This is a genomic window from Pantoea stewartii subsp. stewartii (assembly GCF_008801695.1).
In the GTDB taxonomy this organism is placed as follows: Bacteria; Pseudomonadota; Gammaproteobacteria; order Enterobacterales; family Enterobacteriaceae; genus Pantoea; species Pantoea stewartii.
The window spans coordinates 22,925-41,255 of the sequence record NZ_VZPF01000030.1 but is presented as its reverse complement, the minus strand read 5'-3'; the positions used below and the strand labels follow the sequence as shown (position 1 = coordinate 41,255).

The window sequence follows — 18,331 nt, the reverse complement described above, 5'->3', positions numbered from 1 at the left end:
CGGATGACGTCGGGCCGGGCGGTTATCCGCATGCCTTGCGTTTTACCTTTCCTGACCCGCGTCAACCCGACCAGATTAAGGCCGGGTGCATTTATCCTGTTGCCAGACCTGCTCGTAGTCGTAGCCCGTCAGGGCTTTCACGACCTCTTTGGTTTCGGGTGTGCAGTCGGCTTTATCGCCGCCTGCCTTGAGGCGATCAATTTCATTCACCAATACCCGATGCGTTTCGCGTGTCAGTTTAAATTTGAAGGTCATATATAAACTGATCAGTAACAGACCGCCGGTGCCGAAGACCAGGAGCCCGGTAATCGCGTTGAGCGCACTTTCCGGTTGAATTAACTGGCCTTTAACAAAATGATTGTGTTCCAGTACCGCACCCACCACCATAATGGCGACGGCCACGGTACTTTTTCGCATCAACGTCATGACGCCAGCAAAAACGCCTTCGCGCCGCTGACGCGTGACCATTTCATCCACATCGGGAATAAAGCTGTAAATATTCCAGGGGATAAAGGCTTTGTTGAATAATAGGTAATCATTCTGTTTTGTCTGCACTGTTTTGGTAGAAAACGCTGATGCCAGACAGAACACCGTCATACGCAAGCATGTAACGCATTGATTTTATGTTATCTGAAACAACCGTTTTCATAGTACCACAGCATAAAATCCATTTATTCAACAAAGCCGGGGATAAAGTAAAGCCCCGCACGGCCAAAACCCAGCAGGACAAAAATGAGCGTGGTCAACCACCATGACGACACTGCCGAATGGCCGATAAACATTAAAATCAGATAACCCAGCACACCTAAAATACACAGGTAGGAAATACGCATGGCGTAGGCGGGCCTGACATTCAGTTTATCCAGCATAAACATGAAAAGCAGCGTGGAAGGAATGGAGACGGACGTCGCAATGGAAAGATAGGCCGACGCGTTGGCCGCATCCAGATTTAAACCGTAGACAACAAAGTAAACGAAGACAGCAATAAAAATATCCAGTGCAGTAAATGAAGAGATATAGATAATTAAATGTTGTCTGAATATTTTTATTTTGAAGGTTGTCATTAACTCGACAAACATATTTTTCAGGTGGCTCAATAATCCGAGGCTGGGACCCGTATTGCGCCGTTCAAACTCTTCCGGGTTCATATTTTTTGACTCCCAGGTACAATACCAGGTAATCAACACCACAATAAAGAACAGGCAGGAAAACATAATACCGGTGTAGGTATAGGTCAGCGCCGAATCCTGGCCAAAATACTGAATCACAATGCCCGGCAGGCTTTGTTGAATAAATGGATTTTATGCTGTGGTACTATGAAAACGGTTGTTTCAGATAACATAAAATCAATGCGTTACATGCTTGCGTATGACGGTGTTCTGTCTGGCATCAGCGTTTTCTACCAAAACAGTGCAGACAAAACAGAATGATTACCTATTATTCAACAAAGCCCCGTCTTGCGTCACTCACCAAACCCATTGTCAGCCTGACCGCCATGCGCCTGATCGAGCAAGGGGATATCACACTGGACGACGATATCACCCGCTGGCTTCCGGATTTCCGTCCCTGCCTTGAGAACGGTGAGCCAGCCACTATCCGGGTGCGGCATTTGCTGAGCCATATGTCAGGTTTACGCTATCGTTATTCCGCCCCGGCGGATTCGCTTTATCACTCACGCAATGTGTCAGACGGCATCGACTATCAGCCCGGACTCACCCTGGAAGAGAATCTGCAGCGCCTTGCGGGCACCCGGTTACAGTTCCGTCCCGGCACCGGCTGGCGTTATTCCCTGGGCATCGATGTCCTCGGTGAAATCATGGTGCGGGCGACCGGTAAAAGCCTGCCAGAACTGGTGAATCACCATATAACGAGCCCACTGGGGATGGCAGACACGCTGTTTAGCGTCAGAGACGCATCGCGATTAACCACGGTCTACACGGACGACAACCCGGTGCCTTCAGTCATGCGTGATAATCAGCAGATCCCTTTCGGTGAAGGCGCCGCGATTTTTAGCCCCGGCCGTATTCTCAAACCCGATGCCTGGCCGTGCGGCGGCGGCGGTATGGCAGGAACGGCCCTCGATTTTATGCAAGTGCTGGAAACCGTCCGGCGTGAAGGCGCGCCGCTAATCACGCGTGAAAGTTTTGACTACATGACGCAGGAACACGTGACGGCAAACTGGGCTACGCAGGGGCCGGGATGGGGATTTGGTGTGGGCTGGGCACTGCTGGTGGATCCGGATGCTGCCCTGTCGCCTCAGTCAGCCGGTACGCTGTCGTGGAGTGGAGCGTATGGACACACCTGGTTCGTGGATCGTCAAAACGCGCTGTGCGTGGTCGCCATGACCAATACCACACCGGAGGGGGTGAATGGGCAGTTTCCTGTGATGGTGCGTGATGCCGTCTATAAAGGTTTACTAAGCGCCTGATATGACAGTCCATCAGCCACTGGCGCGCTGGATCGCGCCAGTGATCTACGCGTCGATTTCCGGACTCGCGCACGGTGCAAAGCCCGTTCCTTAACGACCACTGTAAGCCTGGGTAACCTGGCGCGCTTCCCGAATGACCAGCGCGCCCAGTTCGGTAATGCGATCGTCAGTCATGCGGGCAATTGGACCCGAAATCGACAGCGCGGCACAAGGCTCGCCGTGTTCGTCATAAATGGGTGCCGCCACGCAACGCAAGCCGAGCGCATGCTCTTCGTCATCGAAAGAAAATCCACGGGTACGTATTTGTGCCAGGTTAGTTTTCAGGCTCTGCGGAGACATCAGCGTATTGGGTGTGTAGTAATGCAGGCCCTTCTGGTGCAGCAGCGCGGTCACTTTGTCGTCGCTGAGATGGGCAAGAAAGGCTTTGCCCGCTCCGGAAGCATGCATGGGCAGCTTGCCGCCGATCGGTGCGGACATGCGCATGAGCTGCGTGCACTGTACCTGGTCAATAATGACCGCCTGGAAGTCGCTCAGGTCCAGCACCGCCAGATTGACCGTTTCGCCCGAACTCTCCATCAGTGAACGTAACACCGGATGCACCAGCGCCAGCAGGTTGCGGCTCTGCAAAAAACTGCTTCCAACCACAAACGCATGCGCGCCGATTGTCCAGAAACCCAGATCGCCCACCTGGCGTACAAAGCCCTGCTGCTGCATTGTGGTCAGCAGACGATGGGTGGTCGAGTTTGGTAAACCCGCCTGTTGTGCCAGTTCGGTAAGTGCCACGCTACCCTGTGAACTGGCGATCAACTCCAGCAACGTCAGCCCCCGTGTCAGTGACTGAACCTGACCGCCAGCCGGAGCGGGAGGTGCCGACGTGCTGCGAGGTTTTTTACCGCGTTTGGCGGCAACAGGCGTAGCCATAGAGTCTCTCCTTTCACATAGTGGAAACCATTTTCGTTTTAATCACCATAAATGCAAACGCTGGTGCGCTGGTCAGACCTGCTCTCCGTCTCCGCAATCCGCCGGGCCTGACCGGATGTGGAGGCACACGCTGGAATGAAACCTGTGGGGGTAATTTGCGATGTGGTCAGGCGCGTCAAGGTGAGGCAGATATTTTAGTCATCCTGCCAGCCGCTATGTTGCGGTGGCGCAAAGCCAGCGCGATCGGGTGGAAGATTATGCGGCTGTAAAAACACATCGGTGAGCGGCGTGGCGCGCGGGCCTTTCAGCTGAGGACGACGCAGACAAAAAAGAAGGCAGCCCGCAGGCTGCCCTCTTTATCAGTTGAACCGCGCATCGCGATCCGAGGTCATGTCATACAGCTGGTACTTGCGTCCCAGCATCTGACCGCCATCGCGGGTGAGCGGAACCCAGTTAATCTGCGCACGGCCACGCGTTGGCGTCACGGTAAACAGATCCATTGGGATGGAAATGTAGAAACCTTTCGTAAAGTCGCCTTCGCCGTACTGCTGAGAGGAGACATTGGTTTTGGTCGCATAGACGCCGACCATGACGCCGCTGTCGAAGCGTTTAGAGACATCCAGCGTGACGCCTTTATCCTTCGCCAGATACTGGCCGATACTGGCCTTAACCAACACATCTTCCGCAAACCACGGCCGCCAGTAACCTGTCAGGTTGCCGGTCGGGGCTTCGTAATGCGTAAACCGCATCATGTCGTTCCAGTCACGCTGGCGCACATAGTTGGCGTCTACGCCCACCGCCCAGTTGCTGTCCACCGGACGATAAAGCACTTCGCCCCCGACACCACCGTACATGGTTTCCAGATAGCCGCCATAGACCTGGCCGTAGAAACCATTGCCCAGATAATCCATGTAGTTAGCCTGCAGATCGTTGACGTAAACGTTGTTCTCAACGTAGTCACGAATATGCGTACGCACGCGGGGCAGGGTAGAATCGGCGGGGGCACCGTTGTAGTTGAATTTATTATAGTTATTTGCCACGTTAGCAAACAGGCTGCCACTGACCAGCAGATGATTGGTCAGCCAGTAATCGACGTTGCCCATGACGCCGACCTGATACAGATAGAAGCTCTCCGGGCCGCCGACAGACTGATTGAGTACCGGAGACAGACCGTAATCCAGGCGATCTTTGCGAATAAACATCCCCTGCTCGGTCTGACCCGGATCGACCGGATTTTTGCGTACCTGCTGCAGAGACTGCTCATGTCCTAACGGGTAGCCAGTCAGATCATTACGCAGGCTGGCAACGGACGTTTCTGTCGTCACCTGCGGCATATTGAAGCGCGACTCTGTGACGTTAATCGTATCGATGCCGTCCGGCAGGTTGTTCATGATGATACGATTGGCGCGGTCGACCCCTTCGCGGGTATCGCGATATTTGGTCTGCTCGCCCGATACATACAGCGTATTGCCTTTGGTCTGGATTTTCGGGCCCGCCAGGCCTGCGTCGTACTTCAGCGCAGACAGCTGATTGCCTGTCACCGTGGTCTCCAGCAATTTCGGCTGCGGATGCGGATCATAGGCCGGTTTAGGGCTGTCGATATGATCCTGATGCATATCGTTAAAGTTAGTCCGGATGGTAAAGCCGAACATAAAGGTATTGCCGCGCTCATAGCTGGCATTGATATCCGCCCAGTCAGTTACGCGGTAGATCGCACCGACGTTAACTTTACTGCGCTGCGGCAGGCGTCCGGCAAAATCATCTTTATAATCATTGCCTTCATATTCCACTTTCAGGCGCAGCGGCTGCCACGGCGTTTGGTATTCAATACCGCCGAACACGGCAGAAGGGCCGTGAAACATCTGAGAACCGTTAATCGAGCCAGCCTGTCCCACGCCCGGGCGCTGACAGAAGCTGTCGCTGTAAGAGCAGAAGGGGTTGGAAACGGTTCCGCTGTTGCCCAGATAGCCCCAGCCAAAGCCCAGCGTAAAGTCAAAGGGCCCCCAGGCTTTGGTGGCGACCAGATATTCACTGTCAAATAAGCCGGTACCGCCAAGATCGCGCGTACCGAACGAGACTTCAGGTAACCAGTATCCTTCCTGCCACAGCCGCAGTTTCAGGTCGAAGGCTTTATCTTTATAGCTTTGATTACCACTGAAACTCTCTACCGCACTGTAACGTCGTGTCCGCACATCGGTGTAGCGCACAGTCGTTTCCAGCCAGGGGAAAAGCTGTAATGAGGCGGAATAGTAGCGATACTGGTCATTATCGCGGAAGTTAAGGCTGAATTCGCCTTCTCTTGCCATTCGCGCGGTCGGTACCTGCATCAGCCCTACGCCGCCGAAATCAGACTGCGACGGCGTGACGGGCGCCTCATACATTTCCGCCTGCGCCTGGCAGGCGCTTGCTACTGAAACAGCCAACAGGCTGAGAAGATAACGTTTTTTCATCAGTCTGGTATCCGGTGAGTCAGAACAGAAACAAGGCGGCTATTCAGATCGTCAAAGGCGCCTGGCAGGCTCCATGAGGAAAAGCCCACAAAAATAATGCTGCCAGGTTCAGGTTCGACATGGCGATGGTTCCAGTAAGCAATCGGGACGTTCTGCGTCGTTCCGTCTGGCGCAATCACAACCGCGAAATTGCGTTCTGCGCCGGCCAGCCGTGGATGGTCACGCAGGTATTCCCGCACGGACTTGCCCGGTTGCCAGGCTTCGCGTCCGGCTCCGGCAATCGCGCCCAGCAGCAGCACATGATGACTGGGCTGAGTGAGATAGAGATCATAACGCCCGTCCAGGCGGCGGTTGTCTGCTGAATGCAGCCGGATGCGATCAGGATCCAGCGTGACGAGCTGACGGCCCGTCACCTTCATGTTGCTGAACTGCCGAATCACCGCCTCAATGGCGGCGGCTTGTTCACCACTGCTGTCGGCCCGCCAGGTACGCAGCGCGGCCAGGGCCTGCTGATACTGCTGCCGGGCCTGGGCTGTCGCTCCCTGCTCAGCAATCACGGCCCGTCGCCAGTCGGTTTGGGCCATTAAGGCGGGCTGTGTCACCAACTGCGCCAGATTTTCGACCTGATTGAGTTGCACACTGGCGGTGTCCTGCGGGGCATGGACGGTAACCTGACCTGCGGCACGGGCACCCAGACTGGTAAGCAGGCTCACGCCTGCCAACAATAGCGTTATTTTTTTCATGATTTCGCCGGTTTCAGAATGGTGATTTCAACAGGGAAGGTATCGGCAGCAAGCATCTGTCGGGATTGCACGACCTGACCGCTGCTGTTATCGATCCAGAACGTGTTTTGCCACTCACGGCCAAGGCTGTCGATACGTAACGCCTCATGCCAGACGCGGCAGGGGATGCGGTTTCCGGCAATCGTCAGAACTTCATCATCGCCACGCTCGAAAGTGGAACTGACGGTGGCGCTCTGGAATTTGCCCTGCCCGGTCCACTGCACAATCCGCGTCCAGTGCTGGCCGTTGGTCAGCGACAGGCCTTTCGCCAGCGGATCCTGTTGCAGGTTACTGACGTTCATCAGGTTGTCGGGCAGGCCCAGCGTTTTAATCAGCCTGCCGTGGGCCGTTACCAGCATGGACTGGTCACGCGTAATCCATTTTTGCTGGCCGTTTTCGTTGTAACCCAGCACGACAAAAATGCGTGGGCCGTCATTAATGCGTGCATACAGGCTGGCGTAGGGCAGCGCATCAATTTCCTGAGGCGTGACAGTGACATCTTTTGGCCCTTCGATGGCCATTATCACCGTCTGTTCGAGTCCTTTTTGCGTTTGTGTACAGGCCTGCAGCAGCAGGCAAACGAGCAGCAGCGGAAGTTGGCGCACAATGTGTCCCTGATAAATGATGCCAAAGTAAAAATAACCACACGAATGTGTGGTTATGATTAATGCTCCCATACCTCTGTTCTTTCAGCTGCCGACACGCTGGCGTCCTCGTTGCAACACACTCACCTGCGTAAATGCATCACGACTCACACGTTCGCGGCCTTGCTGCAGCCTAAAGAATCAGGGTACCCATCAACGTGTGGTGCCCGTTGTGGTCGTGGTAGTTGTACCCGTATTTGCCCCGTCACCACCGCCAGAAGCGGCAACGCCGAGTCCTACTAACGCGCCGAGCACGCCGATACCTACAGCGGTAGTCGTACCTGCGGAGATTGTCCCCGCCTGTGCGCCTGCTGCGGCACCAGCTTCTTCCGGTGCCGCATAAGCGCTGGAAGAGACGGCGACGAGTAATGCCAGACCGGCAATCATGCGTTTTTTCATAACAACACCTACATTGGTTGAATGAAGGATTGCTATCCAACACATTCGCGAAACAGAATAAACGGTTATCGCAAACCGAAGGACAGACCCATTATGGGCGCGTCCAGTATAGGGCAACAAAATACCAGAGTTGAGTAGTCTTAAAACCTGGTAAATGACGCGTAAAAAAACGGGGCAAATTAAGCGGATTCAGCGTTAACTTATTTTAAATTGGTGGATTTACCGTGAAAGGCCGGATATTTGTCTGTGAGTAAGAGGAAAGCAAAGCGGTTTCTACTTATTTAGTATCTTTTGGTACGGAATGAGAATAATCGGAATTACCTGAATAAGCGTAAAATCCAATCACCTTATAAAACAAGAGGTAAGAAGCATTGGCTTACCGTTTTAGATCCGGTTTTTAGTAGGGTGATGCGCTCTGCGCAGCGCGAGGTTCAGAATTGCCGCAGTGCATTTTAAGAATTTTCCAGTCTGCCAGCAGGCTTTTCAGATAAAAAGCAGCGTGCCCGATCGTGATGACAAAAAAAAGGCGGCCGGCAGGCCGCCTCTGTCACTATACGATTAGCGCCATTTCTTGTAGCAGTTAATTAAGGCGTTAGTCGAACTGTCATGACTGGTAATATTACTGTCATCTTCCAGCTCCGGCAGAATACGGTTAGCCAGCTGTTTGCCTAATTCCACGCCCCACTGGTCAAAGGTGAAGATATTCAGAATTGCCCCCTGGGTGAAGATCTTATGCTCGTAGAGCGCAATCAGCGCGCCCAGGCTGAATGGCGTGATTTCGCGCAACAGAATTGAGTTGGTCGGGCGGTTCCCTTCAAACACTTTAAACGGCACGATGTGCGCGACAGATTCCGCCGATTTACCCGCATCAGTAAATTCTTTCTGCACCACTTCGCGTGACTTACCAAATGCCAGCGCTTCGGTCTGAGCAAAGAAATTCGACAGCAGCTTAGGATGGTGATCGGCCAGGGCATTGTGGCTGATGGCAGGTGCAATAAAATCGCAAGGTACCAGTTTAGTGCCCTGGTGAATCAACTGATAGAACGCATGCTGGCCGTTGGTGCCGGGTTCACCCCAGATAATCGGGCCCGTCTGATAGGTCACCGGCTGGCCTGCGCGATCAACGTACTTCCCGTTCGACTCCATATTTCCCTGTTGGAAATAGGCTGCAAAACGGTGCATGTACTGATCGTAAGGCAGGATAGCTTCGGTTTCCGCGCCAAAGAAGTTGTTATACCAGATACCAATAAGCGCCAGCAGAACGGGGATATTCTTTTCGGCTGGCGTGGTAGAGAAGTGCTTATCCATGGCATGCGCGCCACTCAGCAACTGCTCAAAGTTCTCAAAACCAATCGACAGAATAATGGACAGGCCAATGGCCGACCACAGCGAATAGCGGCCGCCGACCCAGTCCCAGAACTCGAACATATTGTCGGTATCGATACCAAATTCGCCCACGGCTTTAGCATTGGTGGAGAGCGCAGCAAAGTGCTTCGCAACGTGTTGTTGATCGCCGGCCGTTTTCAGGAACCAGTCGCGTGCGCTGTGCGCATTGGTCATGGTTTCCTGGGTGGTAAAGGTTTTTGACGCCACCAGAAACAGCGTGGTTTCGGGGCTGAGGTCTTTCAGCGTTTCGGCGATGTGCGTACCGTCAACGTTGGACACAAAATGCATGTTCAGGTGGTTTTTGTACGGGCGCAGTGCCTCAGTCACCATAAACGGCCCCAGATCGGAACCGCCGATACCAATGTTCACCACATCGGTGATCGGTTTGCCGGTGTAACCTTTCCAGTCACCGCCAATAATGCGCTCGGAGAAGCTTTTCATTTTCGCCAGCACCGCGTTGACTTCAGGCATCACATCTTTGCCATCCACCTTGATTGGCGTATTGCTGCGGTTGCGCAGGGCGACGTGCAGGACGGCGCGATCCTCCGTCCGGTTAATTTTTTCGCCCGAGAACATGGACGCAATCGCGCCGCTTAAATCGGTTTCTTTTGCCAGGGCCAGCAGTTTATCGAGCGTCTCCTGCGTGATGCGGTTTTTCGAGAAATCTACCAGCATCTGGTCGTCAAAGGTGGCTGAGAATTTAGCAAAACGATCGGCATCCTGGGCAAACAGGTCGGCGATTTTCGCCGTTTTCATCTGTTCATAATGCTCTTGCAGCGCTTTCCAGGCTGCGGTTTGGGTCGGATTGATATTTTTCATGGCAACACTCTTGTTGATATTAAGAACCGTCATTCCATCGGGGTCGCATCGTACCCGGTTAGCATTTCAGTATGACCACAGTTGCAACTGAAAGGAAAAACTTTGTCAGTGCGATGGTGTCAGCGCACGATTACAGCCCGTTTCGCAGTGGATGATGCGGCAATCATTCGGACTGTTTCCATGGGCGAAAGGCTGAAAAGTATGGCGCAACGGCAGCCCACGAACATTGTGCCGCATCAGAATGTGACGACGTTGCTGAAGCCATTTAGCACTGTAGTCGCAGAGATTAGGCAAAATTTGTTATCCGGTGCGCTCTGCATGAAAAATTGTCCCGTGACGGTCATTGACAGCAGGGCCAGAAATCGCTAAATCTATGCGCGCTACTTGCGCACCTGTGCGCAAGCCAGAAGAGGCGCGTCGACCAGGCAGTGTGTTGGAGGAACCGTATCCAGAGATAACACATCAGGGGGAGCGACGCCGAGGTGGTCAACATCACGGTGTGTTGACTGTCGGCTACAGGGGCTGAATCCCCTGGGTTGTCACCAGAAACGTCCACAGTCGGACGTTTCGCAAGGTGGAGCGCTTCTGGGTGACTCGTCTATTCGATTTTACCCGTTTCTGCTCTTTCCTTGTGCTTAGGCTGAATTACTGTTTCTCATCTCTTAACGGGTGAGGGCAACGTATCCTGACACGAGGTCATACAATGTCTCTGAATCTGAATGTAGCGAAATTTGGCGGTACCAGCGTTGCCGATTTCGATGCCATGAACCGTAGCGCCGATGTGGTGTTGCAGGACAGCAATACCCGGCTGGTGGTGCTTTCTGCCTCTGCAGGCATCACCAATCTGCTGGTCTCCCTTGCCGAAGGTCAGGAGACATCGCAACGCGCGGCGCAGCTCGATGATATCCGCCGCATTCAATATGCCATCATCGATCGCCTGAACAATCCAGACGTTATCCGCGATGAAATCGACCGCATTATCGACAATATCGGCATGCTGTCTGACGCCGCGGCTCTCGCCACCTCCAGCGCCTTAACCGACGAACTGGTCAGCCACGGCGAACTCATGTCGACTCTGCTGTTTGTCGAGATCCTGCGTGAGCGCGGGGTCAATGCGGAATGGTTTGACGTGCGTAAAGTCATGCGCACCAACGATCGCTTTGGCCGTGCGGAGCCTGATGTTGCCGTACTGGCCGAGCAGGTCAGTGTGCAGTTGCAGCCGCGCATTGCCGCCGCTCTGGTGGTCACGCAGGGCTTTATCGGCAGCGAAGAAAAAGGACGCACCACCACGCTGGGCCGCGGCGGCAGTGATTACACGGCCGCCCTGCTGGGTGAAGCATTAAACGCTGCGCGCGTGGATATCTGGACAGACGTACCGGGCATTTACACCACCGATCCGCGTGTAGTCCCGGCGGCTAAACGTATTGATGAAATCACTTTTGAAGAAGCGGCTGAAATGGCCACTTTTGGTGCCAAAGTTCTGCATCCAGCCACGCTGCTGCCCGCTGTCCGTAGCGACATTCCGGTGTTCGTCGGCTCCAGTAAAGATCCTGCAGCGGGCGGTACGCGCGTGTGCAATGAGACGGCGAATCCGCCGCTGTTCAGAGCGCTGGCGCTGCGCCGCAAGCAAACCCTGGTCACGTTGCACAGCCTGAATATGTTGCATACGCCGGGCTTCCTGTCTGAAGTGTTCAATATCCTGGTGCGTCACAACGTGTCAGTGGATCTGATTACCACCTCGGAAGTCAGCGTCGCGTTGACGCTGGATACGACCGGCTCGACTTCAACCGGCGACCATCTGCTGAGCCAGGCGTTGTTAACCGAGCTCTCATCCCTGTGTCGGGTGGAAGTAGAGGAAAACCTGGCGCTGGTGGCCATAATCGGCAATGAACTGTCGAAAGCCTGTGGGGTAGGTAAAGAGGTGTTTGGCGTACTTGAGCCCTTTAACCTGCGCATGATTTGCTACGGAGCCAGCAGCTATAACCTCTGCTTCCTGGTGCCAGGTGACGATGCGGAAAGTGTGGTGCGTACGCTGCACCACAACTTGTTTGAATAAGCGCCGCTGACATCAAAAGAAAGCCGGACCCTGTCCGGCTTTTTACTGACCGGCTGTGATGCCGCCGGACATCATTCCACGCACGTCGCTGATTTTGCTAAAAGGATGTTTGTTGATGCTTGCCACCTTAACCCGTCTGTTCCCCCTGTGGGCCGTCCTGTTGTCTGTCGCGGCTTACTACTCGCCCACCACCTTTCTGGGTATTGGCCCGTGGGTCGCGTATCTGCTGATGCTGATTATGTTCGGTATGGGCGTCACGCTGAATATCAATGATTTCAAACGCGTCTTAACCCGTCCGGCACCGGTGCTTGCAGTTACATTCCTGCACTATCTGGTGATGCCCCTGGCGGCATGGGCGCTGGCAAAACTGTTTAACATGCCGCCCGATCTGGCTGCCGGGATGATTCTGGTGGGCAGCGTTGCCAGTGGAACCGCCTCGAACGTGATGATTTATCTGGCGAAAGGCGATGTGGTGCTCTCGGTGACCATCTCCTCGGTGTCCGCGCTGGTTGGTGTGTTTGCCACGCCGCTGCTGACCCGTTTTTATGTGGATACGCATATTCAGGTTGATGTTGCCGGTATGCTGCTGAGCATCATCAGGATCGTCGTGATCCCTATCGGGTTAGGGTTGATCATTCACCACACGTTTAACGGTCTGGTTCGTCGGGTAGAGCCTTATCTTCCCGCTTTTTCAATGGTGTGTATTCTGCTGATCATCAGTGCTGTGGTCGCCGGTAGCCAGAGCTTTATTGCCTCGGTTGGCGTGATGGTGATCGCCGCCGTCATGTTACATAACGCTATTGGTCTGCTCGGCGGTTACTGGGGCGGCAAGCTGTTTGGCTTTGATGAATCTACCTGCCGCACGCTGGCGCTGGAAGTGGGCATGCAGAATTCAGGGCTGGCGGCGACGCTGGGTAAACTGTATTTCTCGCCACTGGCTGCACTGCCGGGGGCGTTGTTTTCCGTCTGGCACAACCTTTCCGGTTCCCTGCTGGCGGGCTACTGGTCCGGTAAGCCCACAGATAAAAAGCCGTCATCCCGTCCCTGAGAGACACAGTGCGAAGGCCAAACGGCCTTCGCACTTTCTTTAGTCATAATCCCGCTCATCGTCAGGCTGCTCCAGAACCGTGTAAGCGACCGCGCAAAACAGCGAGTTCAGACGCTTCATATCGCCCAGCAAGCCCAGGTGCAGCGAACTGGTTTCAATGCTCTGAATGTTCTGCTGATGTAACCGATCAACATGCGAGTGTGAATAGCGGCGTATTTTCAGGCGAAAGCGGTGTTTGGCGCGGCGTAGCCGCTTAGCGCTGGTAACATCGTGAGATAAAAATACCGACAGGCTCAGCCGTAGATTCGCGATAAGCTGCTCATGCAAGGCTTCCAGCTCTTTCAGGCCCTCGGGCGAAAAGGTTCGCCGGGCAGCCAGAGATTTATCGGCGACGTCCCCGCTCATGCGCTCGATAATGTCACCGGCCTGCTCCAGATTCAGCGACATTTCTATGATTTGCCCCCAGCGGCGGGAATCCTCCTCTGATAAATCCTCTTTCGGCATGCGCGCCAGATAGAGTTTGATGGCGGTATACAGGACATCCACATCATCATCCAGCCGCCGTACCGTGCGTTCTGCCCGCGACTCGCCGCGCACCACCTGCAGAAACGTATCCAGCATCTGCTCCAGCACGTCGCCCATACGCAACGCTTCGCGCGCAGCATTCACCAGCGCCAGAGCGGGCGTATCCAGCGCGCTGCTGTCAAGGTGTCTGGGTTTTAGCGTGACGTCACTTTCGGCATCGTCCGCTATCAGTCGACGGCACAGGCGTGCCATCGCATCGGCAAAGGGCACCATGATAATGCAGCGAAACAGGTTGTAGAAAACGTGAAAGAAGATCACCAGCTCTTCGTCATTAACGGGCAGTTTATCCAGCCAGCCCGCTACGGTTTCAACAAAGGGCAGAATTATTACACAACCCGTCAGCTTAAACAGAAAGCTGCCCATTGCAACGCGTTTACCGGCCGCATTGGATCCGCTGCCGTTAATAACCGCCAGTAAGCCGCTGCCCAGGTTCGCGCCGATTACCAGGCACAGGGCCACCTTGAAGGCGATCACGCCTGTGGCGGTCAGTGTGGCGGTAATCAGCACAGCGGCGAGACTGGAGTAGCTGATAATGGCAAAGACGGCTCCGAGCAGAGCGTCCAGCATTACGTCACCGGTTAAGCTGGAAAACAGAACCTGCACGCCAGCCGCCTGGGTAATCGGTCGGGCGGCTTCAACAATCAGCTGTAGCGCCAGCAGAATTAACCCCAGACCTATGCTGGTCCGGCCAAGCTGACCTGCCCGGCTTTGTTTGCGACTCAGGAAGAAAACCACGCCAAAAAAGATAAACAGCGGGGAAAGCCAGGAGAGATCGAATGTCAGGACGCGCGCCATAATGGCCGTACCGACGTCAGCGCCCAGTATCACTACCAGAGCGGGTGTCAGGCTGACAAGATTTTGAGCCACAAACGAGGTAACCAGCAGCGTGGTGGCATTACTGCTTTGCACCAGCATCGTTACGCCGATACCGGCAAGAAACGCCATCGGCTTCTTTTCCACGCTGCGACTGAGCACCCGGCGCAAATCGGCCCCGTAAACGCGCATAATGCCGGAGCGCGTAATGTGCGTGCCCCAGACCAGAAGCGCAACGGCAGACAGTAAGTTAAGCAGGGTTAACACGTAACGTTGCTCCTCAACCATCAGGCTTACGGCATGACAGATTGCCAGCCTGATGGAGAGCGCAATCTGCGAACATGGCTGCCGGACGTTGCGAACTTTTTTCCAGTGTTTTAAATGACCTGCGCAGCGTCGGCCCCTTTAAATGTAGACCACTCTGCGGATACCTCACGACAAATCCGGCTGGCCTCAGGCGGACCTTTCCCGCCGCGCGCGGCCGGTGCGCTTTTTTCTGTGGTCAGTGAAGGGCGTGGCGACAAAGTCAGTACGGCAGGTGATCAGCGGAATAACGGCAACAGAAGTACGGGTTGTGCCGTTCGCCCAACCCGCCAGACCCGGGGCGGCAGTTTACTGTATTTCTGCCGCCAGAAACGGGAAGAGGGTCAGAACGAAACCTGTGCCAGCAGATCGTGATGCACCGGCTTGTCATGAGGAACGCCGAGCAGTGTACACAGCGTGCCGCAGAGATCGGTTTGTTGCAGTTCCAGCCCAGGCTTTAGCGAGAATCCGTCACCAAAGACAAACAGGGGAACGGTCGTTTCCTCCGGCAGCATGCCACCATGTGAGCGGTCGTCGTTCATGCCATGGTCGGCGGTCACCATCACCTGATAGCCTTCTGCCAGCCAGCCAGGCATCCATTGCGACAGGTAACCATCCGCCATGCGTGCCCGGTTACGATACTGGGGCGAGGACAGGCCATGTTGATGACCGGCATAATCGATATTCATCGGATGGATGAGGAGGAAGTCCGGGTTGTGCCGCAACCTCAGGCTCTCGGCATCTTCAAACAGGTGCGAATCGGGGTAACTGTCGTCAACGTAAAAGTGCCCGAACTGGACAGGCAGGGCCGGCGCTTCGGTATGACGATCGCGCGCGGGCTCGAAAGGGCTGCGGTTGTAAAGTTCACTGATCCAGTGATAAGCCGCTGCGGCGGTGGTCAGGCCCGCATCATGCGCATAGTGAAATACGCTCTGTTCGTGACTCAGGCGGTTTACCCCGTTGTGGATGATTCCACTTTGCACAGGCGCAACACCGGTCAGAATGCATTCATACAGCGGACGCGACAGAGAAGGCAGTGCACAGGTGAGATGATAATAATGCCCTTTACCTTGCGCACATTCTGCGTGCAGATAACCCATCGCATGATGGGCAACGTGATGGCTCAGGCCGTCCAGAATCACCAGAATTGTTTTCATGTTGTCCTCTCTTGCTGCGGCGTCTTCACGCCACAGGGGGCGTTTGTCTGCGTCTCTGACGTCGGGCTGTTTTAACGCCGCCAGCGCAACGCCGTCCGGCCGCATCTTAATAGTTGAGTAAGTGCACACTAACCTGACGTAATCCCGTAACCGTTAATGCGGAACAGATTAAGCCTGGCCGGGCCTGAACGCCGCTGTTGGCTGCGCGGAGAGCAACGCAGCGTGTTACCTCAGGACGCTTATCCATTGAGTCGGGTATGGAAGCGGGCGCTAGCTGACTGCCGGGGTTGAAAAACCGAGCCAATGTAAATGTCGGATGTGAAAACCGTATGACAGGACGGCACGACGGAGTGGGTCTGCCAGCCGATATGATCGGTCTGTCCGGTTGGCTTTCATCAAAAGACAGGTTCGTACGGTCCCGGCGGTATAACCCAGGGTGCCGGGGCTGGCATTCCATCGCGCAGTCTGGTGATTTGAAAGACGCTGTTAAGTAAGCCTGACGGCTATATTGTGATTTACGTCACACTAAAGCATGATAATGCCAGAAAACATCCCTTTATTTTCGAGGCGTGAAATGAGTGATAAAAACCCGATAGCACAAAAGATAGCGCGCCTGATGCAATGGGTGCTGAATGCAGGATTGCTGATTCTGGCGTTCATTTTAATGGTCTTCCTGGGCAAAGAGACGGTCCATTTAGCCAACGTCCTGTTCAGCACGGGCGAGCAGGCGTCCTCCTATCTTCTGATCGAAGGCATCGTGATTTACTTCCTTTACTTTGAGTTTATTGCCCTCATCGTGAAGTACTTCCAGTCGGGTTACCATTTCCCGTTACGCTATTTCGTCTATATCGGCATCACGGCTATCATCAGGCTGATTATCGTCGACCACAAAAATCCCTTTGATACGCTGTGCTACTCGGCTGCTATTCTGCTGCTGGTTATCACCCTGTGGCTGGCAAACAGTAACCGGCTTAAGCGCGAATAACCTCGCGTTTGCATGACGGACGGGTGTGCCGTGAATCGCTCTGCGCTAAACTACCTGCCTGAAAATTTTTGGGGGAAAGTGTCATGACGCAAGACCCGCTCCGTTTATTACGTTCACTCAACTGGCTGGCGCTGGACGGTGCTGCTCTGTCGCCATCACTTCGTGACTGGCTGATGGAGGAGGACTCTATGACCAGGCGCTTCGAACAGCATTGCCAGAAGGTCAGGGTGGAGCCCGTTCGTGAAGGGTTTATCCACGCTGACGAATTAGGTGACGAAGGTGCGCTGTTACCCGCTGATCAGCGCTTCTGGCTGCGTGAAGTGATCCTGTATGGCGACGAACAACCCTGGCTGGCGGGACGCACGCTGGTGCCTGAAAGCACCCTGAACGGTCCCGAAGCGATGTTGCAGCAGCTCGGAACGCGACCGCTGGGACGTTACCTGTTCTCCTCTTCAACCCTGACCCGCGATTTTATCGAGCCCGGTAACGTTGAATCGCTGTGGGGACGTCGGTCGCGCCTGCGTTTATCGGGGAAGCCCCTGCTACTAACCGAATTATTTTTACCGGCGTCGCCGGTTTACCGTTACCAGGGTTAAGGATTTGACCTGTGCAAAACAGACAACAAATGACCAAATGGCAGGCTTACAGCCGCCTCATGCGAATTGATAAACCTATTGGCACACAGCTGCTGCTGTGGCCGACGTTGTGGGCGCTGTGGCTGGCTAACAGGGCGATGCCGCCGTTACCGGTACTGATCGTGTTTGTCGCGGGCGTATTTGTCATGCGTGCAGCTGGCTGTGTGATTAACGATTATGCTGACCGCAAAGTCGACGGCCATGTGGAACGCACAAAGCTCCGGCCACTGGCCAGCGGTGCTGTCACGGCGAAAGAGGCTAAAATGCTGTTTGTGGTACTGGGGCTGATCGCGTTTGGCCTGGTACTGAGCATGAACCTGATGACGATTATGCTTTCTGTTGTCGGGCTGGCGCTTGCCTGGGTTTATCCTTTTATGAAGCGCTATACGCATTTGCCGCAGGTAGTCCTTGGCGCCGCATTTGGCTGGGCAATTCCCATGGCCTGGGCCGCGGTTAGTGAGTCCTTACCTCTGGTTTGCTGGCTGGTCTTTCTCGCCAACATTTGCTGGACGGTGGCCTACGATACGCAATATGCCATGGTGGATCGCGAGGACGACCTGAAGATTGGCGTGAAGTCCACAGCCATTCTGTTTGGCCAGTACGACAAATTGATTATCGGCCTGCTGCAACTGGCGACGCTGGGGCTGATGGCGCTGGTAGGGACACGGCTGCATCTGAATGGGGCGTTTTACTGGACGCTGTTACTGGCGGGCGGTTTATTTGTTTATCAGCAAAAACTGATCGCAAAGCGCGCGCGTCAGGCCTGTTTCCAGGCGTTTCTGAATAACAATTATGTAGGGCTGGTGCTGTTTCTCGGCGTGTTAATGAATACTCCGCCGTTCTTAAACCTGTTATAGGGCAGGCACCGAACGTAGCGCCAGTGCGATGCACAGTGTGAGGTTCAGTAAGCAATAAAAAAG

At 54.5% G+C, this 18,331-nt stretch carries 15 protein-coding genes, 1 pseudogene and 1 riboswitch; of the genes and pseudogenes, 6 read left to right on the top strand and 10 right to left on the bottom strand.

Going from position 1 to position 18,331, the window contains the following annotated elements; genetic code table 11:
- Positions 1 to 75: 75 nt before the first annotated feature.
- Both F7Q90_RS10870 and F7Q90_RS10865 read right to left on the bottom strand, forming a co-directional pair.
- Positions 76 to 513, bottom strand: a pseudogene (locus F7Q90_RS10870) (MFS transporter); the annotation flags it as partial.
- Positions 514 to 671: 158 nt separating this feature from the next.
- Complete coding sequence (locus F7Q90_RS10865) at positions 672 to 1,268, bottom strand: hypothetical protein (RefSeq protein ID WP_237166101.1); 597 nt, start codon at positions 1,266 to 1,268, stop codon at positions 672 to 674.
- A 158-nt stretch (positions 1,269 to 1,426) separates the two neighbouring features.
- Between F7Q90_RS10865 and F7Q90_RS10860 the strand changes: the two genes are divergently transcribed.
- Positions 1,427 to 2,428, top strand: a complete 1,002-nt coding sequence (locus F7Q90_RS10860; protein ID WP_080577460.1) for a serine hydrolase domain-containing protein — start codon at positions 1,427 to 1,429, stop codon at positions 2,426 to 2,428.
- 90 nt (positions 2,429 to 2,518) lie between these two features.
- Here the strand turns inward: F7Q90_RS10860 and iclR are convergent, their stop codons facing one another.
- The 6 genes from iclR to pgi form a co-directional block, all read right to left on the bottom strand.
- Positions 2,519 to 3,349, bottom strand: a complete 831-nt coding sequence (gene iclR, locus F7Q90_RS10855; RefSeq protein WP_006121537.1) for a glyoxylate bypass operon transcriptional repressor IclR — start codon at positions 3,347 to 3,349, stop codon at positions 2,519 to 2,521.
- A gap of 359 nt (positions 3,350 to 3,708) precedes the next feature.
- Positions 3,709 to 5,799 (bottom strand): YjbH domain-containing protein, encoded by a 2,091-nt coding sequence (locus F7Q90_RS10845; protein ID WP_006121538.1) that lies wholly within the window; start codon positions 5,797 to 5,799, stop codon positions 3,709 to 3,711.
- Positions 5,799 to 6,542, bottom strand: a complete 744-nt coding sequence (locus tag F7Q90_RS10840) for a capsule biosynthesis GfcC family protein (RefSeq protein WP_006121540.1) — start codon at positions 6,540 to 6,542, stop codon at positions 5,799 to 5,801. The genes F7Q90_RS10845 and F7Q90_RS10840 overlap by 1 nt, the downstream gene beginning before the upstream one ends.
- Positions 6,539 to 7,186, bottom strand: coding sequence for a YjbF family lipoprotein (locus F7Q90_RS10835; protein WP_006121542.1), 648 nt, complete (start codon positions 7,184 to 7,186; stop codon positions 6,539 to 6,541). Before F7Q90_RS10835 ends, F7Q90_RS10840 begins: the two co-directional genes overlap by 4 nt.
- 192 nt (positions 7,187 to 7,378) lie before the next feature.
- Positions 7,379 to 7,624, bottom strand: coding sequence for an exopolysaccharide production protein YjbE (gene yjbE / locus F7Q90_RS10830; protein ID WP_006121543.1), 246 nt, complete (start codon positions 7,622 to 7,624; stop codon positions 7,379 to 7,381).
- A gap of 558 nt (positions 7,625 to 8,182) precedes the next feature.
- Positions 8,183 to 9,829 carry a glucose-6-phosphate isomerase gene (gene pgi, locus F7Q90_RS10825; protein ID WP_006121544.1) on the bottom strand — a complete coding sequence of 549 codons (1,647 nt, stop codon included), beginning with the start codon at positions 9,827 to 9,829 and terminating at the stop codon, positions 8,183 to 8,185.
- A 399-nt stretch (positions 9,830 to 10,228) separates the two neighbouring features.
- Positions 10,229 to 10,422: riboswitch (Lysine riboswitch) on the top strand.
- A gap of 110 nt (positions 10,423 to 10,532) precedes the next feature.
- Here pgi and lysC point away from each other — a divergent pair.
- Complete coding sequence (lysC, locus tag F7Q90_RS10820; RefSeq protein ID WP_006121545.1) at positions 10,533 to 11,885, top strand: lysine-sensitive aspartokinase 3; 1,353 nt, start codon at positions 10,533 to 10,535, stop codon at positions 11,883 to 11,885.
- A 115-nt stretch (positions 11,886 to 12,000) separates the two neighbouring features.
- Positions 12,001 to 12,933 (top strand): ketopantoate/pantoate/pantothenate transporter PanS, encoded by a 933-nt coding sequence (gene panS / locus F7Q90_RS10815; protein WP_006121546.1) that lies wholly within the window; start codon positions 12,001 to 12,003, stop codon positions 12,931 to 12,933.
- Between the two features lie 39 nt (positions 12,934 to 12,972).
- On the opposite strand, the gene F7Q90_RS10810 is transcribed toward panS, so the two are convergent.
- A complete protein-coding gene (locus F7Q90_RS10810) occupies positions 12,973 to 14,598 on the bottom strand; it encodes a Na/Pi cotransporter family protein (protein ID WP_006121547.1) in 1,626 nt (541 codons plus the stop codon).
- A gap of 380 nt (positions 14,599 to 14,978) precedes the next feature.
- Complete coding sequence (locus tag F7Q90_RS10805) at positions 14,979 to 15,791, bottom strand: alkaline phosphatase family protein (RefSeq protein ID WP_006121548.1); 813 nt, start codon at positions 15,789 to 15,791, stop codon at positions 14,979 to 14,981.
- Positions 15,792 to 16,365: 574 nt separating this feature from the next.
- On the opposite strand from F7Q90_RS10805, the gene psiE reads away from it, so the two are divergent.
- The 3 genes from psiE to ubiA all read left to right on the top strand — a co-directional run bounded on the left by psiE (position 16,366) and on the right by ubiA (position 18,268).
- Positions 16,366 to 16,776, top strand: coding sequence for a phosphate-starvation-inducible protein PsiE (gene psiE / locus F7Q90_RS10800; protein ID WP_006121549.1), 411 nt, complete (start codon positions 16,366 to 16,368; stop codon positions 16,774 to 16,776).
- 83 nt (positions 16,777 to 16,859) lie between these two features.
- The gene (gene ubiC, locus F7Q90_RS10795; protein WP_006121550.1) at positions 16,860 to 17,372 is read left to right on the top strand and encodes a chorismate lyase; all 513 of its coding nucleotides are present in this window, start codon (positions 16,860 to 16,862) and stop codon (positions 17,370 to 17,372) included.
- A 29-nt stretch (positions 17,373 to 17,401) separates the two neighbouring features.
- A complete protein-coding gene (gene ubiA / locus F7Q90_RS10790) occupies positions 17,402 to 18,268 on the top strand; it encodes a 4-hydroxybenzoate octaprenyltransferase (RefSeq protein ID WP_377776251.1) in 867 nt (288 codons plus the stop codon).
- Positions 18,269 to 18,331 lie beyond the last annotated feature (63 nt).